Source organism: Streptacidiphilus sp. MAP12-33 (genome assembly GCF_041261265.1).
GTDB lineage: Bacteria > Actinomycetota > Actinomycetes > Streptomycetales > Streptomycetaceae > Streptacidiphilus.
Map to the genome: position 1 here is coordinate 39107 of NZ_JBGCCA010000046.1, position 24292 is coordinate 63398.

Here is a 24292-nt window from a genome sequence, read left to right on the forward strand (position 1 = left end):
CGGCGTTGATGACCCGGATCCGGCGAGGGCCTCACACCCGCGCGCGTGCCCTGGAGCGCAGGGTGAGGAGCCCGGTCGCGAGGAAGACAAGCCCAGCCGCGATCAGCAAGCCGAGCAGCATGGACAGGCCGAGGACGTTCCCGCTCTTCTCCTGCATCGAGAGTAGCTCCAGGCCGGTGACCTGCTGTCCGGTGGGCGCGCAGTAGAAGTGCGTGGAGCCCTGCGCGGAGCCGCCGTTGCTGTGGACCACGCCGCCGTTCGTGATGAGGTGCTGCCCGCTCGCACACACGAACTGCGTCGTCCACCCAGCCGTGGACGGGGCGACCTCGGCCACGACGAGCAGGGCGATGCCGAGCACGAAGCCGACCACCACGGTGGCGATCAGGGCGAGGGTCCATCGTTTGCCGGCCGACATGCGGGCCGGCGCGACAGGTGCGTCCTCGGCGGGTTCGTACTGCGGCATCGGCGGCCGGGTGTCGAACATGCGGGGCGCTGGGATGGGTTCGGCCGTCACCGTCCCCCCGGCTGCGCCGCGCTGAAGCAGCTGACGCTTCGCGTCCTCGAACTCCGTGTCACTCAGATCACCACGCCGATGCAGCTCGGCGAGTCTTTCGAGGTTCTGTACCGGGTCGTCGCTCATGTCCCCTCCGATTCCTCCCTGTCGCGCGTCCACGGCGCGACTTTGCAGGCCACAGTGTGCTCGCTCGCCTGCACGCCGTCCAAGCCGCCGACGCCTGGCCACCGGCTCGTGCCCTGCGCCCAGCGGGAGTTCGCAAGCGAAGCCGCTCAGGCCCAGGGCAGTGCGGCGCGGGTACGCCAGTACTCCTCGGGGACTTCGGCCAGCGGAGCGAGATCGGCCAGGTCGGCGGCGCCGAGAGTGAGATCGGCCGCCGCGAGGTTGGAGGACAACTGCTCCACGGTGGCCGCACCGGACAGGACGACGTCCGCCCAGGGCTGGGCGGCGGCCGCAGCGAGAGCGACCGCGTCCGGGGAGGAGGCCGTGCGGGCGGCGACAGCGCGCAGGGCGGCGGTGTCGGGTCCGGTGGCGCTGCGGCCGGCGAGCCGGCCGTTGGCCATGGCCTCCTTCACCACGACCAGCCAGCCCGCCGCGTGTGCCTCGGCCAGCGCGTGGCCGGCGGAGGGCTCGAGCGGGTTCCAGGTGGCCTGCACGGCGCTGAACAGCGCCCTGCCGTCCACGGCCACACGCAGCGCGGCCCGCAGGGCGCGGGCCTGTCCCGGTCCGCTGGTGGACAGCCCGACCCGGACGCCCTTCGCGGCCAGCTCCGCGAGGCGGGCGTGGAGCGCCGGATCGGTGAGGGCCGGGCTGTCGGGGGTGACGGAGTGGACAAGGTACACGTCCAGGCGGCTGCCCAGCCGGGCCCGGGTCTCGGCGATCTGACGGTCGAACACCGCCGCCGAGTGCTCCTTGATCTCATGCGCGGGCACGCCCGAGGTGCGCCAGTCGGCGGTGTACGTGTAGCCCCACTTGCTGCCCACCACCACCTCGGCGGCGGCCTCGGGGCGGGCTGCCAGCCAGTCGCCGAGGAACTCCTCGGCGCGTCCGTAGGAGCGGGCCGTGTCGAAGTAGCGCACGCCCGCGGCGTAGGCGCTGTCGAGCAGCGCGTGTGTGCGCTCGCGCAACGCCTCGACGGTCCGTTCGGCCGGAAGGTCGAGCTCCCGGCCGAGGGTGATGTAGCCGGGGCGTCCGACAGCGGCGGTGCCCAGACCGAATCTCCGGACCGGCAGGTCGGCGAAACGGTCGGCGAACGGCGCGGCGGTCATGGCAGGTTCCTTGAGAATGGTCGGCGGTCCGGGAGGACCGGGTGTGGCTGACGGGGCGGTGGGTCAGGCGGGCCGGTGGGCGACCACCGCGAACATGGTGACCGACAGGTGGAAGGCGCCCTGTTCGGCCGCTGTCGTGAGATCGGCGTACAGCGTGTCCCGCTGCTCCTCGGTGACCAGGTGCTGCTGGAGCGCGGCTGCGACCAGCCCTCGCACGAGCGGCCAGGTGACGGTCCGGGGATCGTGGAGCAGCACGTCGGCGCCGACGTGGTCGACGGTCAGGCCCGCCTCGGCGAGCCAACCCGCCAGGTGCCGTCCGGCGTGCGGGGTGGCGGCGGCCGCCCGGGTCACGGAGGCCAGTGCGTGGTGGATCTCCGGGCCGGCGGGGTGGAGGACGAAGGTGGCCCAGTCGCTGTCGAGCAGGGCGACCCGGCCTCCCGGGCGCAGCACGCGGGCGATCTCGGCCACGGCTCGCGCCGGATCGGCGAGGTGCTGCAGGACCCGTTCGCACCGGACGACATCGACGCCGGCGTCGTCCAGCGGCAGGGCGAGCGCGTCACCGTCCAGGAACCGGGCCGGGCTGACAGCGTCCGCTGCGCGCCGCTCCGCCAGGGCACGCAGGCCCGGGTGGGGTTCGAGCCCGAGCGCGGTGCCGCCCGGCGCGACCGCGGCGGCGAGCACCTGGGTCTCCGACCCCGTCCCGGACCCGATGTCCAGTGCCGTCTCCCCCGGACGCGGGGCGAGACGGGTGTGCGCCCATGCACGCAGGCGCCGCACGCCGGCGTTGGCGGCCTGGGTGTCCAGCGCGAGGACGAGGCGGTCGGTGACCGCGGGGTCGACGTTGGCCGCGTGGAAGGCCGAGGTGGGGCGCGGGTCGGTCATGGCGATCACTATAGGCAGAGGTGACGGCCTGTCATGACTACCTGCGCTGGGGCCTAACGTCCCTGACTGAGCGGGGCACTGACCATTCCTCATCGGCGGCGACCCGCTCCGCGCGTCCGTGATCCGGCGGGGCGGGGCGGGGCGCCCGGCCCCGGCTCAGGTCAGGTCCCTACAGGGGAGCGCCGGCGAGGAAGGCGACGTGGATGCCGTAGACCCCCGACAGCGCCACGCCGAAGGCCAGTACGCCGTAGCGAGTGGAGCGGGACCTGAGCCGGACCAGGCCCACGGCGGGAGGAAGGAGGAGCGGAATCGCCGGCATGAGGAACCGGGCCAGCGGCGGGAAGGGCGAGGCGTTGCCCAGGTCGAGCACCAGCAGCGCGCCGGAGAACATCAGCAGGGCGGGCGGCTGGCGGTGCATCACGCTGACGAAGAACAGCAGCAGGTAGACCAGCGTCGAGAAGGCGGCGACGGCGTACGGCAAGGGGCGGTCGGCGCCGCTCAGGAAGAACCGGCCGTACCAGTGGAGCGTGCCCAGACCCCCGTCGAAGGAGGATCCCCACGCCCGCTGGATGGTGAAGTACGCGTCCCACGCATGGTCGGCGTACGCCACGTACGTCACGAAGCCGAGCCACCCCAGTGGGGCGAGCGCGGCAGCGGCCAAGGGAGCGGACCAGCGCACGACGCGGACGGGGCGCTCGCGCGTCAGCGCCCACAGCCGCAGCGTGGCGGCCAGCCACACGGCGGACACCAACGCCAGGGCACTCGGCCGCACCAGCCCGGCGGACAGGCAGAGCACACCGGCCAGGAGCCACCGCCCGGTCTGCACGGCGTACAGCGTCCACACGCACAGCGCCGTGAAGAGGGCTTCGGTGTACGCCGTGTTCTCCAGCACGGCCAGTGGCAGCATCCCCCACAGCATCGCCGTCACCACGCCGACCTGGTGCCCGTACAGGAGGCGGGCCAGCGCGTAGCTGCCCCAGGCCGCCGCGATCCCGCTGAGGGAGGAGACCACGACCATCGCCGTCCCCGGGCCGAGGGGCGAGAGGTCATGGACGGCGGCGCCGAGCCAGGGCAGCAGCGGGAAGAACGCCCGTCGGCTGTACGGGATGACCCGCAGTCCGTGCAGCCGGTCCGCAGGTCCGTACCCGTCCACCAGAATGCGGGCGTACCAGCCCGCGTCCCACAGACTCCCGAGCCGCCGCACCACATCGACATGACGCCGGGCGCCGTAGACCGCCAGCATCGCGACACCGACGAGCCGGACAAAGAGATATCCCAGGAGCGCGGCGCACACCCCGGACGAACCTCGCCCGGCCAGCAGTCTCACCCTCGCGCCTGCACGGGAGCGGAGCTCTCCCGGCTGCCCCCGCGTCACGGCCGTGGTCGGCACGGGCGTTACCGGTGGCGTGCCCGACGGATCGCCCGCACCGCCATCGGCGGCAGCAGGTCGACGGCCAGGCGCGAGGCACGCGTGCGCAGCGAGGGTGCCGGCTTGCTCTGGGCCTCTGTGCGCCGCTTGCCGCCCTTCTGCTCCGCCGCGGCCCGGGCGGAGGCCTCGGCCGCGATCGGGTCGTAGAAGCGGGAGGGGCGGAAGGCCGGAGGGTTGAGCCCGGACCCGCCGCGGAAGCGCAGCAGTCGCAGGCCGCGGACCCGCTCCTCGTGGATCGTCAGGCCGGTGTGGCCGGCGAGGTCCGCGGCGAGCGCGTCCTGGAGGGGCGCGGGGTCGCCCCAGGTGCCGTAGAACTTCTGGTTGGACACCGTGACGGGCTTGAGGCCCATGGCCAGGACGGCCTCCCAGACCGCCGCGCTGACACCGGGGGTGTGCTCGGACCGGTAGTCGTCCAGTACGACGATGCCCTCGTCGGTGAGGGCCTGCCGGGCGAACTGAATGTCGCCGATGACGTGCTCGTAGAGGTGGGAGGCGTCGATGTGGATGAACCGGGCCGAACGCGCGGAGATCCGCCCGTCCGCCAGCACCGACGAGGGTGCCTGGACGATGTCGGGCAGCTCCTGGTGGAAGGCCAGGTAGTTCCGCTCGAACGCCTCACGGGTGAGTGTGCTGCGATACGAGGTGTCCATCTCCGTGGAGTTGGCCTCGTCCGGCGCGGCCGAGTCGAACAGGTCGCAGACGGTGAAGGACTCCCCCGGCCGCAGGTGGTCGGCGATCAGGATCGCGCTACGCCCGAGATAGGCGCCGATCTCGATCAGGTTGCCGCTCGTACCGAGGCGCGCCTGCCTTTCGAGCAGCCAGACGAACAGCACCCGGTCGACGTTGTAGAACCACCCGGGCACCTCTTCCAGGACCGCCGGACCACCGGTGGACTGCTGAACAGAGGACGGCTGGGAAACTGACATGGGGACTCCGAGAAGGCATGACGGACGGTTGTCGAGCCCCACCCCGAGGGGAAGGCGGCGGCCAGGGAGCCTTTAGCGGTGCCGTGACCGGTACCGGCACGTCTCCTCGCCATGGTGCTCCGGGTGGTGTGGCGGGACCGCGCTCGACCCAGCCGTTTCCCCCAGGAGTCACCCGATCGGCTCGGAGGGGAGGTCGCGAGCGTACGAGGGACCCGTGCACAGCGCATCGCGCTTGGTCCCATGCTCGCCTGACTGCCTTCCCGGGGCTTCGCTCCGCTGATGCTCCGGGGTGTTCAACGGGATGTGGCGCCGATCAGGTCACGGGTGAATGCCTTGCGTCCCCGGTTGACGGATCAGCACAGACGCGTCAGGACCCGGCGGCGAACCGCCAGGACTCGATGTCGCGGTAGCGGATCACTCCCGGACCGCGGCCGATGTTGCTGCCCACCAGGTGGAGGCGCTCGGCCTGCCAGGTGCGGCCGGTGAAGCCGGCGAGGCTCGCGGCCGCCGACAGGATGTCGGCCTGCTGACCACGCCGTCCCCGGGCCAGCGTCAGGTGGGGACGCAGCAGGCGCTCCTGAAAGGTGACGCCGCAGTCCCGGACGGTGGTGCGGACCTCGTCGGCAAGGACGTGCAGCGCGTCGAGGTCCCCTGTGATGCCGCTCCACAGCAGGCGTTCGTCGAAGTGGCCGCCGCCGTTCAGGCCCAGTCCCAGCGAGAGGCGGTCCGCGGCCAGCCGGGCGAGCGCCGGTTGCAGGAGCGGGACGGCCGCGACGGGGAGCTCGCCGAGGAACGCGAGGGTGATGTGCCAGTCCTGTATCCGGTTCCACCGCAGGTGGGCGTACTTCTCGTAGGCGGGCTGCAGGGCGTCCGCCAGTTCGTCCTTGGCATCGTCGGGCGGAGCCAGCGCGACGAAGACGCGCACGGTCGAGGGCTGCGGAGGATGAGCAATCACCAGGGCTTTCTAGCATCCCTGCCGGGTCTGCCGTGCCGCGGTCCGGGCGGGCCGGGCCCGGTCCGGCGGGTGAGGAGCCGTCCGCAGGGCCGGTCGGCCCTGCGGACAGGCCGAAAGACCACGGCCGATACCCCGTGCCGGCGCCGGGACTGGGACGGACGGTGGGGCCCGGAACATGCGGCAGCCGGACGCGCTCCAGGTGCAGCAGGGGCGCGCCGGCGGGGACGCCCAACAGGTCCGCGTCGTCGAAGTCGGCGGGGGCCTGCTCCTGGCGCAGGACCAAGGAGTGTGCCCACCCCGCCTCCCCTGTCCTGAGCAGGCATCCCTTCACGCTGCACACTGACCGCCCAGGCGATTTCCGGGGCGGGGCAGGACAGGGCAGGACGGGGCGGGGCCGGGCAGGTGTCAGGTGGTGGAGAAGGTGAACCAGTGGATGTTGACGAAGTCGCTGGTGCCTCCGCTGCTGAAGGTGATGAACAGGTCGTGGACACCGGTGGCGGCGGCGCCGAGGTTCATCGGGATCGTCTGCCAGCTCTGCCAGCCGCCGGTGTTGGCGATGTCGATCTCGGCGATGACCGGGCCGGTGGTGCTGTCGAGGCGGAACTGCACGGCGCCGCTGACGCCCGCGGCGGCGCCCGAGGCGAGCCGGGCCAGGACCTGGACCGGGGAGGAGCTGCCGAACGCGAGGCCCTTGTACTGGAGCCAGTCGCCCGAGGAGATCCAGCCGACGTCGAGGCCGCCGCCGGTGTCGGAGGTCGACTCGGTGGCGGTACCGCTCTGGGCGGAGTAACTGGAGGCCTGGATGGTGGAGTAGGCGCTCGTGTTCCCGCCCCCGCCGCCCCCGGAGCCGGTGACGCCGCTGCCGAGGGAGATCGTCCAGGAGGTGGGGGCGGGGTCCTGGAGGTGCCCGTCGACGGGTGCGCTGCCGGTGGGGCCGACGTCGTCGTAGGGGAAGGCGTAGCCGATGGTCGCGTACTGGTGCACCAGGCGCGCGTAGTGGTTGGTGATCGCGTTGCCGTAGTACTGGGAGGCGGTGACGCCGCCGGGTTGGTTCTCGCCGCCGGCCAGCAGGAGGGTGCTGCGGTTGAGGGCCGCTCCCAGGCGTGCCGCCACGGCGCCGCGGGCGTCGCCGCCGGAGTTGTAGAGCGGTCCGCTGTTGCAGCTGAAGATGTCGGCGGCGCTCGGTTTGGTGAAGGCGACGCCGTCGTCGTTCAGGCCGGAGAACGTGAGCACTCCCCCGGAGACCGTGCCCGTGAAGGTGCCCTGGGACTGGGTGTCGACGGTGAGCGGTGTGCTGGTGAAGCGGCTCCAGACCTGGTCGAGGTAGGGGTTCCAGTAGCTGCCGAAGTCGGTGGTGGCATGGGTGGGGGCCATGACGCGCAGAACCGCTCCGCTGCTGTCCTTGGCCACCAGGGTGTCCCAGGGCGCGCCGTCGTTCGCGTGCTGGCTGATCAGTCCCGAGGCGATGGAGGCGAGGGCGCCGGCGGGCAGGGGGCTGACGGTCTGGGTGCCGACGCTGCCGGTGGTCTGCATGGAGATCGGGGAGGCGACGAGGTCGACGTAGCTGATGTTGGCGTAGAGGTTCGCGCTGTTGTAGGTGAACTCGCAGAAGGTCCAGTCGGTGAGCCAGTTGGGGTCGGAGCTGGTGAAACCGGGCTGGACCAGGCCGGGGACGGTGCCGGGGTTGACGAAGAACTTGATCTTGTTGCCGGTCGAGAACCAGACGCGGCCGCCGATCACGTACTCGGCCATGTTGACGGTGGTGGAACTGCCCGACGCGCCGAGCGCGATGGAGTAGTCGGGGGTGGGGGTGAGCGTGGCCGAGGGGTTGGGCAGGCGCTGGAAGGAGCCGTCGGCGGTGACGAAACCGGGCCAGCCGGTGGTGTCGGCGCCGGAGATGTAGGCGTAGACGGGGGCGCCGGAGCCGGAGTTGTTCTGGAGGGTGACCGGCAGCGAGACGGCGGCCGCCGCCGGGGCGGCGAGGGCGGGCAGCCAGGCCGGGGCGGTGAGCGCGGCTGCGGAGGCTGTCGCTGTGGCGGTGAGGAAGGCGCGTCGTGAGAGCAAGAGTCACTCCAAGGGATTGACTGGGCCCCGCGTCCGCACGCGCGGAGGATTGGTGTAGACCGGTCGAAACTATCGTCCGGCGCGCATGTCCGCGTCAATGCTTGTGATGTGAAGGTGTTTCACATGCTGCTGTCCGTACAGGTCTTGTAGTCGGACAGTGACGTTCCACCCGGCCCGACGCGGTCTTGTCGGCTTCCGACCGGTGGACAAAGATCGGTTCACATGAGCCCCGCCTACGACGACCAGCGACTGGCCGACTCCTACGCACACGGCAATGACATGCCAGAGGCTTCCTTGCGCGCCTGGGTCGACCTCATCGCCTCCTACCAGGAGCGGCCGTCACCGGCCGTCATCGAGGTCGGCGCGAGGACCGGCATGTTCTCCGCGGCCATGACGCGCTGGATCGCAGGGGCCAGGGTCCTCGCGGTGGATCCGGCGGACCGGCCGCTGCCCGTGAGCGAACGCTACGACGTCGCGGTCTTCTCCCGTCGATAGCCCGGTGCGTCCGGCGGGTCACGCGCCCGCGCTGCGTAGCCGGAACCGGCCCACGGCGTTCAGCCGGAGCACAGGTTGACGTGGCGTACGGCGAGGACCGCGCCTGCGGCGTCGATCAGGCGGGACCGGGAGAGCTGACCGCTCCTGGTCGCGGACACGATGCGGGCGGCGATGGCCGTCGTCTCGGCCTGGGTGTTGGTCACCGGCCCGAAGAGGATCATGTCGGCTCCCGCGCGCAGCGCCTGCACCGCGGCGCCCGGCACGCTCCAGCCCGCGGCCGAAATGGCGTCGGCGCTGAGGGAGTCGGTCAGGACCAGCCCGTGGAAGCCGAGCCTGTCTCTGAGCTCGGCGGTGATCAGTGTCGGTGAGATGCTGCCGGGCGCGGTGGACAGGCCGGGGACGGAGGCGTTGGAGGTCATGATCGCCGGTGCTCCGGCCGCGATCGCGGCGGTGAACGGCGGCAGGGCGATGGCCCGCTCCGTCGACCACGTCAGGGTGTGGGCGGGCCCGAGGTCGGTGTTGTAGCTGGCGTGGCCCAGGCCCGGGAAGTGCTTGACCACGGGGATCACGCCGCCGCTGCGCAGACCCGCCATGTAGGCGAGCGTGTCGCGGGTGACGGTCGCGGTGGTGCCACTGAAGGAGCGCAGGCCGTCGGGGTTGGTCGCGCCCGGCACGACGGCCCGGCCGTCGACGTCGGCGACCGGGGCGAGGTCCATGTTGACGCCCGCCGCGGCCATCTTGACGGCCACCGCGCGGACCGCCTGCTGGATCCGCGCGGCGGACCAGTCGGCGCCCATGGTGTGGGCCCAGGGCAGGGAGCCGACCAGATTGGCCATGCGCTGGATGCCGCCGCCCTCCTCGTCCGTCATCACCAGCAGCCCGAGGTGGCCGGGGACGTGGCTGCGCAGCTTGGCCAGCTGGGATCCCAGATCGGACGGAGCGCGGGAGCCGAACAGCAGCACCCCTCCGGCTCCCTGGCCGACCTCCGCCGTGACCTGGCCGGGGGCGGTCTCCGAGGCGGGCACGGCGAGAGTCGTCATGGCCAGCCGCTGGTTCGACCACCCCGCGAGCTTGCTCGCGTTGGTGCACGTCAACGCGGTCATGGCGGCCGCCTGGCCGGCCAGGGCCGGATCGCGCGGCGGCACAGACGCGTCCGCGCCCACCGCCAGGGCGCCGACGGCGAGCGCCGCACAGGCTGTCAGGGCGCCCAGCCTGCGGCCGGGGTGAAGCAATCGACGCAGCAAGGAACTCGGCCTCCTCACGATCGGGTGACCCACCCGCCTGCGATGGTAGGGCGCCGAGCCCGCCCGGAGGAGGCCGAACGGCCGACGAGTCCGATCGAAACCCCGAACGGGCGTATCCGCTCCGGGCCGGGGAACGCACCTCAGCCGTACACCCCGGGCCGCACCGGGCTGATCTCGAGGCCCGAGCAGATACCCATCGCACCGATATGGCCATAGCTCAGGATGACCGTGCGCGTGGTGTTCGGGACGGTGAACTCGAACGCGCCGGAGCCCGTCGGATAGCAGGTGCGGTCGCCGGTCCGCAGACTCCATCCGGTCTCTGCGTGCGCGAAGCCACCGGGGACCAGCGTGACGAGCGGCGGGCCGGTCTGCCGAGACGTGAAGCCGAAGTCACCGTTCAGCTCCCGGGTCGCGTTGATCACGGTCCCGCCGACCACGATCGTCTCGCCCGGGTAACCCCGGAGGGTGCAGGTGTGGTGGCTGACGTTCTTGAAGAGCACGGCCGAGTACTGCTTCGGATCGCCGTTGGTGCTCTCTCCCCAGCTTGTCCGGATGTCGTCGTCCCCGCACTGCGGCGTACCTCCCCCCGTGCCACCGCCGGCGCTCGTGGCCGAGGAAGAGGCGGAGACCGAGTCGGAAACCGAGGTGGATGTGGAGGTGGAGGTGGACTCGCTGGGCGTGCCCACCGGCGACCCGGCGCCGCCCGAGGGCAGCGGGGCGCTCGCCGATGCGACCGGGCCGTGGGCCGTCCCGCCTGCGGTCGGGCTACCACCGCCGGTACAGGAGGTGAGCGAGAGGCAGGAGACGGCGAACAGGGCGGCGGTGCATTTGAGCGTTCTGGCAGCAGCCACGACAAGGGCCCTTCGTTCTGCGCGCGGAGACAGCCGCAATCAGCCAGAACCACGCAGGAACGCGCCGCCAAGGTTTCTGATCGGATGTCACAGAATGGGCAAGCCGAACCGAAGATACATAGAGCATAAATATAAATGCGCTATGCTTCTCGCATGAGCAGTCCCGACGCCACTCCAGGCGCGTCCTCCGCCATCGGATCAGCGCTCTACCAGCTGGCCACCAGGGCCGTAAGACGCCTTCCGCGCGACCTCAGCCTCACGTCCGCCGCCACGCTGGCCACGCTGGACAAGACCGGCCCGCGACGCGTCACCGACCTGGCCGCGCACGAGGGCGTCACCCAGCCCGCGATGACCGTCCTGGTGCGGGCGCTGGAGGAGTCCGGGCTGGTCGAGCGACGGGGCGACGTCTCCGACAAGCGGGTCACCCTGGTGTGCCTGACCGAGGACGGCGCGTCCTACGTCCGGGCGCGGCGCCAGGCGGGCGTCGAGGCGTTCCAGCGGTTGATCGACCAGCTGACCGAAGACGAGGTCCGGGCGCTGGCGGCCGCCCTGCCGGCGCTGCGGCGTCTGGACACACTGGACGGCCAGAAGCGGGAAGGGACGAGGCCGTGATCGCAGGATCATCCCGCCGCTCCCCGCAGCGCGCCCAGGAGCGGCTGCTGGTCCCCTCCCTGATGTTCGTCGCCCTCGTCGTGGCGGCCGTCGGCAGCCTCGGGACACCGCTGATCACCAGCGTGGCAACCACGTTCCACGTCTCGCTCGACAGCGCGCAGTGGACCTTGACCATCGCGCTGCTGAGCGGCGCCGTCGCCACCCCCGTCCTCGGCCGGCTCGGAGCCGGTCCGTACCGGCGGGCCACGATCCTCGCCACGCTGGCGGTCGTCGTCGCGGGCAGCGCGCTCACCGTGCTGCCGCTGCCGTTCGCCTGGCTGCTCGTCGGCCGGGCGGCGCAGGGCGTCGGGCTCGGTCTGACGGCGCTGATGATGGGGGTGACCCGTGACCACCTGCCCGAGGAACGCGGCGCGGCCACGATCGCCCTGATCTCGGTGGTCTCGATCATCGGGGCCGGTGTCGGCTACCCGCTCGCCGGGCTGCTCGCCGAGTTCGGCGGGGTGCGGGCCGCCTACGGACTCGGCCTGTTCGTCACCGCTGCCGCGCTCCTGACCGCGTGGCGCTCCGTGCCCGCAGCGCCCGAGGGGCGCGCTGGTCACGTGGACGTGGCGGGCGCGCTCATGCTGGCAGGCGCCCTGTTCCTCGTCCTGTTCCTGGCGGGCCAGACGGGTCTGTGGAGTCGTCACCTCGCCGTGGCCGTGACCCTCGCCGTCGCCGCCGTCCTCCTGCTCTGCCTCTGGACGCGCCACGAGCTGCGCAGTGGGACGCCGCTGGTCGACGTCCGGGCGGTGCGGCACCCGGCGGTCGCCGGGGCGAACCTCGCCATGTTCGTCGGCGGCATCGGCATGTACCTCCTGCTGACGCTCATCACCCGGTACGCGCAGACCCCGCACAGCGCCGGCTACGGCTTCGGTCTGACCACGTTCGTGGCCGGGCTGGTCCTCGTCCCGTTCTCCGTGCTGGGGTTCGCCGCGGGCAGACTCGCGCCCCGGATCCGCGCCCGGATCGACGCCCCCTTGCAGCTGGCCGGCAGCGCGGTGGTCGTCGCCGGCGGGTTCGTCCTGTTCGCGGCGGCCCGGTCGAGCCTGGCCGAACTGTTCGTCGCCATGGGCGTGCTGGGTTTCGGTGTCGGCAGCTTCTCGGCCGCGATGCCCGGCGTCATCCTGGCCGTCACCCCCAAGAGCGAGACGTCCAGCGCCATGAGTTTCAACTACGTCGTCCGCAGCGTCGGGTACTCCCTCGGCAGCGCCACGGGCGGCCTCGTCCTGGCCGCCGGCACCGACAGCGGCCGTCTCTTCCCGAACGACGGCGCCTACACCGCGGCGGCGCTGGTCGGCGTGGCAGCGATGGCGATCACGACCATCACCGGCCTCGCTCTCGCCCGCCACCGCTCGAACGAGGCCACGACCGGGACCGGCACCGACACGGCGGCAGCCGCGACCCCCGCGCCCGGTCGATGACCACCCATCACGCGCGACGACGACACGCCCGCGGGAGGAGCCGTCAGTGCGGACGCGGTGCGGCCAGGCGGCGGGCCGGTTCGATGCCGCCCGGGAGGGGTGGGTCCGGGGCGGTGGGGGTGGTCGCCGGGCGTAGGAGGGAGCGGAACTGCTCGCGCGGCACCAGGACCGCGCCCAGCGCGCGGACGTGGGGGCTGTCCCACTGGGCGTCGAGGAGGGTGCCGCCGGCGTGGGCGAAGCGGTGGGCCAGGTCCGCCACGGCGACCTGAGCGGCGCCCGGTCGGCGGCCGAACATGGAGTCCATGCTGAACACCGGGCCGAGGCGGATCCCGAACACTCCCCCGGCCAGCTCGCCGTCCTCGTCCCAGACCTCGACACTGTGGGCCGTTCCGGCCCCGTGCAGGGCGACCAGCCCGCGGATCAGCTCGTCGGTGAGCCAGAGCGGCTCGCGCTCGGCGCGGCACTCGCGGACCACGCGTTCGAAGGCGCGGTCGGCGGTGGTGGTCCAGCGCAGGCGGTTGCGCAGGCGGCGGGCGAGGCCTCGGCTTAGGTGGACGTCGGTGGGGTGGAGGACGGGTCTGGGGTCCGGGGACCACCAGGCGACCGTCCACCGGTTGTCACCGTCGCCGTCGCCGTCGGAGTCACCGTCGGAACCCGCACCGGAGCCCGCGTCGGCGCCGAGGAGGCGGATGCGGCCCATGGCGAGCTCGTCGGCGTGGGTGCCCTGGATCAGGGCGCGGGCGGACGGGTCCGGGACGGGCATCGGGTAGGCACCGGACCGGTAGCCCGCCAGCAGGTGGTCCGCGTCGAGATCGCTGCTGAAGGCGACCGGACCGTGGGCGGGCGCGGCGGAGAGGTCGATGTCCCTCCAGGAGGCGGCTCGGGCGGGGCGGGGCACCCGGTGGTGCGGGGGTTGAAGGTAGCCGTCGGCCTGGAGGAAGCCGACGTAGCCGTCCAGCATCGGCCGGTCCACCGGCGGGATCTCCAGCCCGCTGTCGGCCAGGGCGCGTTCGGCGTTGGTCCGGGTGAAGGCGGGGAAGACGTTGCGCAGGTACATCTCGCCGACCGTCAGATCGGCCCGGGCGCACCGGTCCACGAAGAGCGGCACGAACGGCGTCATGGGGTGCGCGGGGTGCCCGGCCGCGAACTGGACGAGGGCGGTGACCCAGTCGGCGTAGGGCACGGCCTCGATGTGGTAGCCGTGCCCACGCAAGCAGTCGGCCAGCGAGTCGACCAGGGTGGGCTCGGGGTTGGTCAGGTGGTAGACCTGCCCTCGGGCGGGGCGGGTGGTGGAGATGTGGCCGACGGCGCGGGCGAAGCAGTCGGCGGGGAGGAAGTCCAGCGGGAGTTCGGCGTCCGGGGATAGGCCCGTCTCGGCGATGAAGCGGACGAGCGCGCAGATCTCGGTGCTGGTGTTCAGGGCGCCGGTGCCGAGCGGGCCGGTGATGTCCTGGAGCCGGTAGAGCGTCACCGGGACGCCGGCCCGGGCGGCCTCGTGGAGCATCGCCTCGGCGACCCACTTGGTCTCCACGTAGCCGACCGAGAGGTAGTCGGCGTGGTCGAGCGGGGTTGTCTCGGTGACCGTGCGCTGCCCGGCGGGGCCGAAGCCGGCCATGACGGCCATGGTCGAGGTGAAGTGGATCGGCACGCCGCGCGGCGCGGCCAGACGGACCATCTCCCGGACCGACTCGACGTTGACGGCGCGCAGGTCCTGGTAGGGGTAGATGAAGTTGACCTGGCCGCCGAAGTGGTAGACGACGTCGACGGTGTCGCCCAGGCGGGCGAAGCGGTCGGCGCAGAGCCCGAACCGGGGCCGGGCGAGGTCGCCGACGACGGGGATGATCCGCTCGCCGACCAGCGCGGCGGGCAGGTCGCCGAGCCGGTAGCGCTGGTGGCAGGCGCGGATGCGTTCCCAGGCCTGTTCCTTGTCGGCGGCGCGGACCAGGCAGTGGATCCGGGCATGGGTGTGCTCGAGCAGGTCGTGGAGCATGTGGATGCCGCACAGGCCGGTCACTCCGGTGAGCAGCACGTCGTGCGGTTGCTGCCACACCGGCGGCCCGCCGGCGCCCGTGCCGGGGTGGAGGGCGAGGCACAGTTGGGCCTCGGCGGCGAAGTCGATCTCGGCGTGCTCGGCGTCGGCGAGGGTTCCGGCGCGGGCCTGCCGCAAGCGTTCGCTGAAGGCCGCCAGGGTGGAGTGGTGCAGCAGGGAGCTGGTGAGTTCGCGGACCTGGTCGACGCCGATGCCGAACATCACCCGGGCGCGGGCCAGCATCTCCATGGCCAGCAGGGAGTTGCCGCCGAGTTCGAAGAAGTCGTCGCCCGGATCGACGTGCTGCAGGCCGAGGATCAGGGCCCACAGATGGGCCAGGCCGTGGTGGAGCGTGGCGGTGGGGGTGACGGCGGCCGTCCGGCCGGGCGCGGGGTCCGGCAGCAGCGGTCCGGAGCGCTCCAGGGCCTTGCGGTCGACCTTGCCGTTGGGGGTCAGCGGCATCCGGGGAAGTTCGGTGAGGGCCGTGGGGACCATGTGGCTGGGCAGCGCCTGGGCCAGTGCGGCGCGCAGCCGCTCGCCGTCGGTGCGGCCGGGCGGGTGGTCGCCGTCGGAGAGGGTGTAGTAGGCGGCCAGCTGGGGGTCGGGGCGGCCCCGCCGGACCGTCACCACGGCGTGGTCGACGCCGGGCTGGGCGCGCAGCACGGCTTCGATCTCGACCGGGTCGATCCGGAATCCGCGGATCTTGACCTGGTCGTCGACCCGGCCGAGGATCTCCAGATTGCCGTCGGGCCGCCAGCGGCCGGTGTCGCCGGTCCGGTACATCCGGCCGCCCGCGGTGCGCGCGTAGGGGTCGGGCAGGAACTGAAGGGCGGTCAAGTCGGGCCGCTGCCAGACGCCCTCGGCCAGATGGGCGCCGCCGATCCAGACCTCGCCGCGCTCGCCGGGCGCGACCGGGCGCAGCTGCCGGTTCAGCAGGTGGACGACGGTGCCGGCCAGGGCCCGGCCGACGGGGGCGGGTGCGCCGCCCGCGGGCCCGAGCAGTTCGGTGGTGAGGTCGCAGGCGGTGGAGGTGATGGTGGTCTCGGTCAGCCCGTAGGCGTTGACGAGCCTGGTGCCGGGGAAGTGCCGCAGGAACGCCTGGCAGTCGCCGGTGTGGACGATCTCGCCGCCGAGGATGACCAGGCGCACGCCGGCGAGGTGTTCCTGTCCCGGGCCGAGGACGTCGAGCAGGCGGCGCCAGTAGGAGGGGGTCATGTCCAGGACGGTGATGCGGTGTTCGGGCACTCCGCGCAGCAGGTCGGTGGGGGCCCAGGGGGGCGTGTCGGTCATGACGACGGTGGCGCCGGCGGTGAGCGGGGCGAAGATCTGCTCCAGGGTGGTGTCGAAGCCGATGGCGGCGAGGTGCAGCACCCGGTCGCCGGGCCCCAGGCCGTAGTACTCGGCGGTGGCGGTGAGCGAACCGGCCAGGGTGCGCTGGGTGACGGCGATGCCCTTGGGCGGTCCGCTCGATCCGGAGGTGTAGATCACGTAGGCGAGGGCGTCGGGATCGGGGTCCTCGAGCGGCGGGCCCGCCGTGATGTCCGGCAGGGCGGCCAACTGCTCCACGACACGGACGGGGCCGATGCCCGCGTCGGTGAGGTCGTGCGCGTGGTGCCCGTCGGTCAGGACGAGGCCGGCGCCCGCGTCGGCGGACAGACTCGCGAGCCGGGGTACCGGCTGGCCCGGATCCAGCGGCAGGAACGCGGCTCCGGCCCGGTGGACCGCGAGCATGGCGAGGACCAGGTCCGGGGTGCGGTCCAGGCACAGGGCGACGACCGCTCCGGGCCGCAAGCCCGCCTCGCCGCGCAGGCGCCGGGCGAGGCGGTCGGCGTCGTGGTCCAGGGCGCGGAAGGCGAGTTCGCCGCCGTTCCAGCGCAGGGCGGGCTCGTGGGGCGTGGCGCGGGACCGGCTGCGGATCCGGGCGGAGACGGTGGTGGCGGACGGCACGGCGGACCCCGCCCCCGACCCCGCCCCCGACGACGCGCCGGACGACGGGCCGGACGACGGGCCGCGCCCGGCGCGGGTGTCGGCGGGGGCGCCGGCGCGGGTGTCGGCGGGGGCGCCGGCGCGGGTGTCGGCGGAGGTGTCGGCGGGGGCGGCTTCGCCGCGCGTGGCAGCCGGGGCCGGGTAGGTTCCGGCGGCGATCGCCGCGGCGCACTCGGCGGCCGTGCGGGCCGTCGGGTCCACCAGGCGCCACCCGTCGGGCACCGGGAGGTGGGCGGGCCAGACGGCGCAGTGCCGGTGGTCGTCGCACACCACGTGGTGCGGTTCGGGGGCTTCGCCGAGGCTGAGTTCTTCGGTCATGGGGCTCCCTGCCGCGTGCTAGCCGGCCTTGCGGGAGGCGATGCCGGTGGCCTCGTCGAGCACGAGCGACTGAGCGGCTTCGGCGTCCATCGGCCGCGCGAACAGGTAGCCCTGTCCGAGCGGGCAGCCCATGGAGATCAGCAGCTCCTGTTGGACCTCGTTCTCCACGCCTTCGGCGATCACCTTCATGCCGAGGGTGTCGGCGAGATGGGCGATGCCCTCGACGAGGGCGAACTGCTGTGGCGAGCGGCCCAGTTCGTCGGTGAACGACTTGTCGATCTTGAGGATGGAGATCGGGAACTCGCGCAGGTAGCTGAGTGAGGAGTAGCCCGTGCCGAAGTCGTCGATGGCGATGCGGATGCCCATGTCGGTCAGCGCGTGCATGTCGGCGGTGATGCGCTCGTCACGCCGGATCAGCAGGGTCTCGGTCAGTTCCAGTACCAGGGATCGCGGATCGACCCCCGAGCGGTCCAGTGCCCACTGCATGACGTCGAGGAAGCTGTGGTCGCGGAACTGGCGCGGGGAGACGTTGACGCTGACGTAGGGCGGCGCCAGCGGGCTCTGCGCCTGCGCTCCCTCGGCCGCGAGGGCCTGCCAGCCGACGGCCTCCTTGGCGGCCTGGACCAGCACCCAGCTGCCGAGGGGGACGATCTGGCCGCTCTCCTCGGCGAGGTTGATGAACTGGTCCGGCATCACCATGCCGCGGGTGGCGTGGGGCCAGCGCAGCAGCGCCTCGAAGCCGGCCACGCGGCCCGTGGCCAGCTCCACGATGGGCTGGTAGTAGACCTCGAAGGACTCCACCTCGGCCCGGTCCAGGCTCTCCTGCAGCGCGTGGCGCTCCACCATGCCGGTCTGCAGGGCGGGGTGGTAGCGGCGCCACTGCCGCTTGCCCGCGGTCTTGGCCTCGTAGAGGGCCAGGTCGGCGTGGGCCAGCAGTTCGGTGGGGTCGAAGCTGTCCTCGGTGGTCGCGATCCCGATGCTGGCGTAGACGCTGACGGGTCCGACACTCAGCCGGAACGGTTCGGCGAAGACCTCCAGAATGTGGTCGGCGAAGACCTCGATGTCGTGGGGCGTCATCGGGTCCTCGATGAGCAGGGCGAACTCGTCACCGCCGATGCGCGCAGCGGTGTCGGAGGCGCGCATCGTCGTCGAGAGGCGCAGCGAGAGGGCGACCAGGAGCTCGTCGCCGACCGGGTGGCCCATCACGTCGTTGATGACCTTGAAGTCATCGATGTCGACCAGGAGGGCGCCCACCACGATCCCCTCGCGTGCGCTCTGGTTGAGGGCGTGGGTGACCCGCTCGTTGAACAGCACCCGGTTGGCGAGGCCGGTGAGCGGGTCGTGGAAGGCACGGTGCGTCAGTTCCTTCTCCAGCTTGCGCTGTTCGGTGACGTCGCGCAGGGTCAGCACGAGCCCGCCGACCGTGGGGTCCTCGCGCAGGTCGCTGCAGCGGACCTCCACCTCGATGGTCGCCTGGTCGGTGCGGAGCATGCGCCAGTGCTCGCGCCGCCCGCTGTAGTCGTGGTCGCGCATCTGGCGCAGCGCCCGCAGCACGGCCTGGGCCTCCTGCGGCGGCACCAGTTCGGTGATCTGGCAGCCCACCAACCGTGAGGAGCCGAGCACTTGGCCGGCCGACGGGCTGGCGTAGCGGATGCGGTCCCCGTCGAGGATGAGGATCAGGTCGGACGCGTTCTGCACCAGGGTGCGGAAGTAGGCCTCGCTGTCGCGCTTGCTGACCTCACGGCTGAGCAGGATCCGCTGCAACGCCTGGGCCGCCTGGTTGACCAGGGTGACCAGGCTGTCGTGGAGCATGGTCAGGTCCCGGTCGTCCCCGGCGACGACGAGGACTCCGACTAGCGGGTCGGGCCCGTCGGGCTCCTGAAGGGCCATCGGGCAGATGAAGGCGGTCCGCAGACCGCCCAGCCGCGCGGCCAGTGACATCGGCAGGTCCGCCACCGGGACCTGCCGGGGCCGGTGATCGGGGGCGAGCGAGCGAGCAGTCTCACCGAGGGGCGGATCGGCAGGGTCGGGGTGGCCCTGCACGGCGGGCATCAGCCAGGTACCGCTGTCGTTCCGCATGGTGAACAGGGCCTGCTGGCCCGGATGGTCGGCCAGGAGCGCGGCTGCGGCCGCGTCGACGGCGACCGCGACGTCGTAGGCGGAGGAGGTCTGGCCGAGCGCACCGACGGCCACCCGCAGGGCCTGCTCACGGGTGACGGACTGCCGGTGGGTGGCCGCCACGCCCGAGAGCCGGTAGAGCACCAGGAAGAACAGCACGGCGGAGAACGCCCCGATCACCCCGGCGTTGCGGGTGTCGCCCCGGGCGGCGGCCAGCAGCAGCATGAGCGGCGCGATGAGGGAGGCCAGGGTGAGCAGGGTCAGGCGGCCCCGCGCCGTCTCAGGCCGGGTGGGGGCGACCGGTTCGGTCAGCGTGGTCATGGACGGGTGCAGCGCCGCGGCGCCCCAGGCGCCGTAGAAGACCGCCCAGCCCAGGTCGACGATCGTGCCGGTGTGCCAGGTCCCGTAGAGCTGGATGCGCGCGTAGGCGATGTCGGAGGCTAGCAGGCCGACGGTGCCGACGGTGAGCAGCACCACGGAGACGCTCTTGCCGCCGCGTTGGGCCAGCAGACGCATCAGCATGGCCAGGACCAGGATGTCGCCCAGCGGGTAGGCGATCGAGATCGCCTCCTGGAGCCGGGTCTGCCCGGGTGTGCGCGCGTAGGGAACGATGACGTAGATCCAGATCAGCAGCGCCAGGCCCACGGTGAGCGTCAGCGCGTCGATCAGGCCGGCCCGGTCGCGACTGGCGGTGCGCCAGCGCACGAAGCCGAGCAGCCCGGCGGCGTAGAAGCCGTAGGTGGCGAGGTAGAAACCGTCCGCGACGGAAGGGAACGGGTCCTCGTGCAGGAACTGGATGAGGACGATCTGCGCGGCCTCCCCCGCGGCGAAGCTGAGGTTGGCCGCCGCGAGCAGCAGCCAGGGCAGGCGGCTGGCGGGGCGGTTGGTCAGCACTCCGACGCCGATGGCCGTGACGCCGCTCAGCCCGATGGCGACGAAGATCAGCCGCTGGTTCGAGAGGGCGTAGTACACGCCCGTGAGCGCGGCCACCCAGACGAGGAAACCGGCCAGCAGAAAGGGTCGTGATCGTCGCGGAGATCCCACAGCTGCCACCTCACGCGCCTGAACGGCACAGGGCGGACGACCGACGCAGGCGTCGGGGCCGCACGCGGCACGGATACGGGTCGTCCGGGACGCCGCCGGCCGCACTCGATGCGCGCGGCGGGCCGGGTTCCGGGCTCTCGCGGTCCTCCTCAGGGCTTTGAGCAGTTCGGGCCCCACCTGCCACAACCGTATACCTCAACCCCGTGACCTGCATGTGCACTTGTGCCGGGGCCGGGGCCCTGTCGGCGCGCCGTCGGGTGCACCCGCGCGAAGGAGCGCGGGCGGCGGATCGGCTCTCACCGCCGAAGGCGGTCGCCCCTGAGCGGAAAGAGCGTCAACTGGCAGACGTACCAGGGCGACGGTGCCGGTCGGGGCACGGCCCGCGGCCGCGTGCGGGACCGGCACCGGGGCGAGCGACGGCGGCGCCGTCGCGACGCCGAGGTGGGCGCGCTGACACCGGGCCCCGCTTCCCGGGCCAGGCGGGGCCGGGGCCGGCGGGGCCCGGACCGGGGCCGGCCGGGAGCACCGGGCCCGGGGGCAGCGCCCGGAAGGGCGCCGGTTAGGCTGCGCTGCGGGTCGGTGCGGGGCCCGGCGAACCGCTGGAAGGAACGGGTCATGGAGCAGGCGCGCTGGGTCAGTGAGGAATCCCGGCTGCGGTGGGTGGCACTGGACCACACCCAGCGTGAGGAACTGTTCGCGACCGCTCGCCGGGGCGAGGCGTGGCCGGACGAGGCCACCGCGCTGGCGGCCGTGCACTGGGCCTGGGCGGTCCTGGGCGCCCCCGGGGCGCGGCGCCCCTACCCGTGGACGGACCTGGTCCTGCGCTCCGCGCCCGCGGCCATGTTCGAGACCGTCTTCAACGGGGCCAAGCAGCACGATATGCGCTTCTCGGTCCGCCGCACCGCCAGGCAGGTCGAGCGCGCCAACCTGTCCCGCGTCCGCGCCGGGTCCTGACCGGCGCGGCACCGGGCGCGTAGGACCGGGCGCGTAGGACCGGGCGCGTAGGACCGGGCGCGTAGGACCGGGCGCGTAGGGCCGGGCGCGTAGGGCCGGGCGCGTAGGGCCGGGCGGGAACCGCCCCGGGTGGCTCCCGCCCCGGGCGGCTCCCGCCCCGGGTGTCACGCCGAAAGGGCGTCGGCGGCCGGGGTCACCGCCTCGGGGACCATGGTGTTCCACTCGGCCCACCGGACCGGGGCGACATCGATGTTGCCGGTGGTGTCCGCGGGCACGTACGCGCCGGCTCGCGTGTCCAGCTGGTACGGGCCACCGGACCAGGCGGGGACGCTGTCGAAGGTGTTCCCCTCGCCGGTGGCCTGCTGAGCCCGGCCGCCACCCGGCGCGCCGAGGGCCAGGCAGGCGGCCGCCGCGAGTGCGCAGGCAGCAGTGATCGTCTTGATTCGCATCAGTTCCCCCGTGTGCGCGTTGTTCTCGGATCCGCGTGGAGTTCACCGTACGCGCCCGGATGCCGCCTGTCCGTGGTCCCGGAGATCACGGCCGCGCGGTCGCCCGGCCGACGGCCACGCCTTGCGACATATGCTGAGGTCAGCAGCGCGTTCCCTGTCACATTGCGCCGATCGACGTAGAGGCAGAAGGCGCCCCGGACACCGGCGCCCCGACACGGAGGAGCACATCCCATGCGTTACCTGATGACCGCCCGCAGCACCGACACCACCCCCGCCCCTGACGAGAAGCTCTTCGTCGAAATGGCCGCGTTCGTCGAGGAGATGACCGCCGCCGGAATCCTGCTCGCCACCGGCGGCCTGGCCCCCGAGGGCGTGCGGCTGGTCTCCCGCGGCGACGACCTCACCGTGACCGATGGCCCCTTCACCGAGGCCAAGGAGGCCGTCGCCGGCTTCGCCCTGGTCGAGGTGGCCTCCAAGGAGGAGGCCGTCGAGCTCGCCCGGCGCTTCCGCCGGATCGTGGGTGACGGCGAGAGCATCGTCCAGCAGGTCTTCGGACCGTGACGCCACCCTCGGACGGCCCGGGCGGCGGCACCTCCGCCGCCCGGCCGGCCGGCGCCCACGGCGTGGACGTGCAGGCTGCCGTCGCCGCTGTGTGGCGGCTGGAATCCGCGCGGATCACCGCCGCCGTCGTCCGGATCACGCGCGACGTCGGGGCCGCCGAGGAGGTCGCCCAGGACGCCGTGGTGGCCGCGCTCCAGCAGTGGCCGGCCACCGGCGTCCCCGCCAACCCCGCCGCCTGGCTGACCACGGTCGCCAAGCGGCGCGCCGTGGACCGGGTCCGCCGCGCCGAACGCGAGGAGCGCGGCCAGGCCGACCTCGCCCGCGAGCAGGACACCGCACAGCCGGGTCCGCCGGCCGGGGAGGCCGACGAGCCGGCCGACGTCCTGCGCCTGCTCTTCCTCACCTGCCACCCGGTGCTGCCGCCGCAGTCACGGATCGCGCTGACGCTGCGTCTGCTGGGCGGCCTGACCCCCGACGAGATCGCCCGGGCCCTGCTGCTGGACACCACGACCGTCACCCGCCGCATCGCCGAGGGCAAACGCCTGCTGGCGCGCGACCGCGTCGACTTCACGGCGGCGCTGGACGCCGGGGAGGTGGCCGACCGCGTCGGGCCGGTCCTGGAGGTCGTCTACCTGCTGTTCAACGAGGGCTACGCGGCGACATTGGGCAAGGACCTGATCCGCCCCGACCTGTGCCTGACCGCGCTGCGGCTGGGCCGGACGCTCGCCCACCTGGCCCCCGACGAACCCGAGGCGCACGGCCTGGTCGCCCTCATGGAGCTGCAGGCCTCCCGGCAGGCCGCGCGCACCGGCCCGGACGGGGAACCGGTCCAGCTGCACGAGCAGAACCGGGGACGCTGGGATCCGCTGCTGATCCGGCGGGGCTTCGAGGCGATGCTGCGGGCACGCGACCTGCTCGCCGGGCGCCGCCCCGGGCCACCGGGCCCGTACCTGCTACAGGCGGCGATCGCCGTGTGCCACGCGCAGGCCCGCACCGCCGGGGAGACCGACTGGGCCCAGATCGCCGCCCTCTACGAGGCCCTGGCCCACCTGCTGCCCACCCCGGTCGTCCAGCTCAACCGCGCCGTGGCGGTGGGTCGGGCCGAGGGCCCGCAGGCCGGGCTGGACCTCGCGGACTCTCTCCACCTGGATCCGGCGCTCCAGGACTACCACCTGCTTCCCAGTGTCCGCGCGGACCTGCTGCAACGTCTGGGCCGCACGGCCGAGGCACGGGCGGAGTTCCGCCGTGCGGCGGGGCTGACCCGCAACGCGGCCGAACGGGCCTTCCTGCTGCGCCGGGCGGAGGGGGGCCAGGACGCGCACCGTGGGCGCGAACTCGGCCCGGCCACGGTCGAGTTCCTCGCGCAGGCCGCCCTGGACCCCGCCAGCAGGCGCTCCTACGAGCAGACCCTGCGCCGCCTGCGCACGGGACTCGGCGAGAGCGCGGCGCTGGACGAGATCACCGCCGACCAGATCGCGCGGGTCTTCGCCACAGCCTGGGGTGACGCGGCCCCGGCGACGTGGAACCGGCACCGCGGCGCGCTGCGGTCCTTCGCGGCCTGGGCCGGCCTCACGACGGCGGCCGACGCCGTCCCGCGTCGTGCGGCGGCGCCGGCCGCCGGGCCGGCGCCCCTGCCGCGCTCCTCGCTGCGGGCCCTGCTGGGTGACTCCACCGTGCCCGCGCGTGACCGTCTGCTGTGGACGCTGCTGCACGAGTCCGGCGCCGCGGTGGCCGCCGTGCTGGCGCTGGACGTCGAGGACCTGGACCTCCCCCACCACCGCGCCCGCTCCGGCGGGGCCTACCTGTGCTGGCACCCCCGGACCACGCCGCTCGTCCGCGAGCTGGCGCGAGGCCGCGATCACGGCCCGCTCTTCCTCTCCAGCCGCCGGCCGGGCCCCGCGCGCACCCCGCCGGACCCCGCCGACCGGTGCCCGGTCACGGGCCGGCGCCGGCTGTCGTACGAGCGGGCCGAGTACCTCTTCAAGCAGGCGACCCGCCGGCTCGACCCCGCCGGTCGCGGGTTCACCCTGCGCCGGTTGCGCGCCCGGCCCGCACGGCCCGCGAGGTGAGTCCGGCCCGCCGGGAACAGGCGGACCGAGCCGTACCGTTGCACCCGACGAGGCTGCCCGCGCG

The 24292-nt window shown here is 73.1% G+C and carries 18 protein-coding genes; 6 read left to right on the forward strand and 12 right to left on the reverse strand.

Annotation, left to right across the window (positions count from 1 at the left end; genetic code table 11):
• Positions 1–31 precede the first annotated feature (31 nt).
• The 7 genes from ABH931_RS34835 to ABH931_RS34865 all read right to left on the reverse strand — a co-directional run bounded on the left by ABH931_RS34835 (position 32) and on the right by ABH931_RS34865 (position 8038).
• Positions 32–640, reverse strand: a complete 609-nt coding sequence (locus ABH931_RS34835; RefSeq protein WP_370122659.1) for an SHOCT domain-containing protein — start codon at positions 638–640, stop codon at positions 32–34.
• 146 nt (positions 641–786) lie between these two features.
• Positions 787–1782 (reverse strand): aldo/keto reductase, encoded by a 996-nt coding sequence (locus ABH931_RS34840; protein ID WP_370122662.1) that lies wholly within the window; start codon positions 1780–1782, stop codon positions 787–789.
• A 63-nt stretch (positions 1783–1845) separates the two neighbouring features.
• Positions 1846–2664 carry a methyltransferase domain-containing protein gene (locus tag ABH931_RS34845; protein ID WP_370122665.1) on the reverse strand — a complete coding sequence of 273 codons (819 nt, stop codon included), beginning with the start codon at positions 2662–2664 and terminating at the stop codon, positions 1846–1848.
• 169 nt (positions 2665–2833) lie between these two features.
• A complete protein-coding gene (locus ABH931_RS34850; RefSeq protein ID WP_370122668.1) occupies positions 2834–3958 on the reverse strand; it encodes a hypothetical protein in 1125 nt (374 codons plus the stop codon).
• A 101-nt stretch (positions 3959–4059) separates the two neighbouring features.
• Positions 4060–5019, reverse strand: coding sequence for a class I SAM-dependent methyltransferase (locus ABH931_RS34855; RefSeq protein WP_370122670.1), 960 nt, complete (start codon positions 5017–5019; stop codon positions 4060–4062).
• A gap of 367 nt (positions 5020–5386) precedes the next feature.
• A complete protein-coding gene (thpR, locus tag ABH931_RS34860; protein ID WP_370122672.1) occupies positions 5387–5974 on the reverse strand; it encodes an RNA 2',3'-cyclic phosphodiesterase in 588 nt (195 codons plus the stop codon).
• Positions 5975–6379: 405 nt separating this feature from the next.
• Complete coding sequence (locus ABH931_RS34865) at positions 6380–8038, reverse strand: beta-1,3-glucanase family protein (protein ID WP_370122675.1); 1659 nt, start codon at positions 8036–8038, stop codon at positions 6380–6382.
• Between the two features lie 222 nt (positions 8039–8260).
• Here ABH931_RS34865 and ABH931_RS34870 point away from each other — a divergent pair, with 222 nt between their 5' ends.
• Positions 8261–8533 (forward strand): hypothetical protein, encoded by a 273-nt coding sequence (locus ABH931_RS34870; RefSeq protein WP_370122678.1) that lies wholly within the window; start codon positions 8261–8263, stop codon positions 8531–8533.
• Positions 8534–8592: 59 nt separating this feature from the next.
• Here the strand turns inward: ABH931_RS34870 and ABH931_RS34875 are convergent, their stop codons facing one another.
• Together ABH931_RS34875 and ABH931_RS34880 are read right to left on the reverse strand one after the other, a co-directional pair.
• Positions 8593–9777: a glycoside hydrolase family 3 N-terminal domain-containing protein gene (locus ABH931_RS34875; RefSeq protein ID WP_370122679.1), complete on the reverse strand. Its 1185-nt coding sequence runs from the start codon at positions 9775–9777 to the stop codon at positions 8593–8595.
• 140 nt (positions 9778–9917) lie between these two features.
• Positions 9918–10628 carry a DUF4232 domain-containing protein gene (locus tag ABH931_RS34880; RefSeq protein WP_370122681.1) on the reverse strand — a complete coding sequence of 237 codons (711 nt, stop codon included), beginning with the start codon at positions 10626–10628 and terminating at the stop codon, positions 9918–9920.
• 153 nt (positions 10629–10781) lie between these two features.
• Between ABH931_RS34880 and ABH931_RS34885 the strand changes: the two genes are divergently transcribed.
• Both ABH931_RS34885 and ABH931_RS34890 read left to right on the forward strand, forming a co-directional pair.
• Entirely contained in the window at positions 10782–11240 is a 459-nt protein-coding gene (locus tag ABH931_RS34885) for a MarR family winged helix-turn-helix transcriptional regulator (protein WP_370122683.1), read from the forward strand.
• Positions 11241–11302: 62 nt separating this feature from the next.
• Complete coding sequence (locus ABH931_RS34890) at positions 11303–12700, forward strand: MFS transporter (protein ID WP_370122728.1); 1398 nt, start codon at positions 11303–11305, stop codon at positions 12698–12700.
• Positions 12701–12743: 43 nt separating this feature from the next.
• Here the strand turns inward: ABH931_RS34890 and ABH931_RS34895 are convergent, their stop codons facing one another.
• Together ABH931_RS34895 and ABH931_RS34900 are read right to left on the reverse strand one after the other, a co-directional pair.
• Positions 12744–17033, reverse strand: coding sequence for an amino acid adenylation domain-containing protein (locus ABH931_RS34895; protein WP_370122685.1), 4290 nt, complete (start codon positions 17031–17033; stop codon positions 12744–12746).
• 18 nt (positions 17034–17051) lie between these two features.
• Positions 17052–20141, reverse strand: a complete 3090-nt coding sequence (locus ABH931_RS34900; protein ID WP_370122687.1) for an EAL domain-containing protein — start codon at positions 20139–20141, stop codon at positions 17052–17054.
• Between the two features lie 669 nt (positions 20142–20810).
• On the opposite strand from ABH931_RS34900, the gene ABH931_RS34905 reads away from it, so the two are divergent.
• Positions 20811–21149 (forward strand): hypothetical protein, encoded by a 339-nt coding sequence (locus ABH931_RS34905; protein WP_370122689.1) that lies wholly within the window; start codon positions 20811–20813, stop codon positions 21147–21149.
• A gap of 164 nt (positions 21150–21313) precedes the next feature.
• On the opposite strand, the gene ABH931_RS34910 is transcribed toward ABH931_RS34905, so the two are convergent.
• Positions 21314–21598: a hypothetical protein gene (locus tag ABH931_RS34910; protein WP_370122691.1), complete on the reverse strand. Its 285-nt coding sequence runs from the start codon at positions 21596–21598 to the stop codon at positions 21314–21316.
• A gap of 231 nt (positions 21599–21829) precedes the next feature.
• Here ABH931_RS34910 and ABH931_RS34915 point away from each other — a divergent pair, with 231 nt between their 5' ends.
• On the forward strand, positions 21830–22159 hold the full coding sequence (locus ABH931_RS34915; protein ID WP_370122693.1) for a YciI family protein: 330 nt from the start codon (positions 21830–21832) through the stop codon (positions 22157–22159).
• Entirely contained in the window at positions 22156–24228 is a 2073-nt protein-coding gene (locus ABH931_RS34920) for a sigma-70 family RNA polymerase sigma factor (RefSeq protein WP_370122695.1), read from the forward strand. Before ABH931_RS34915 ends, ABH931_RS34920 begins: the two co-directional genes overlap by 4 nt.
• Positions 24229–24292: the final 64 nt, after the last annotated feature.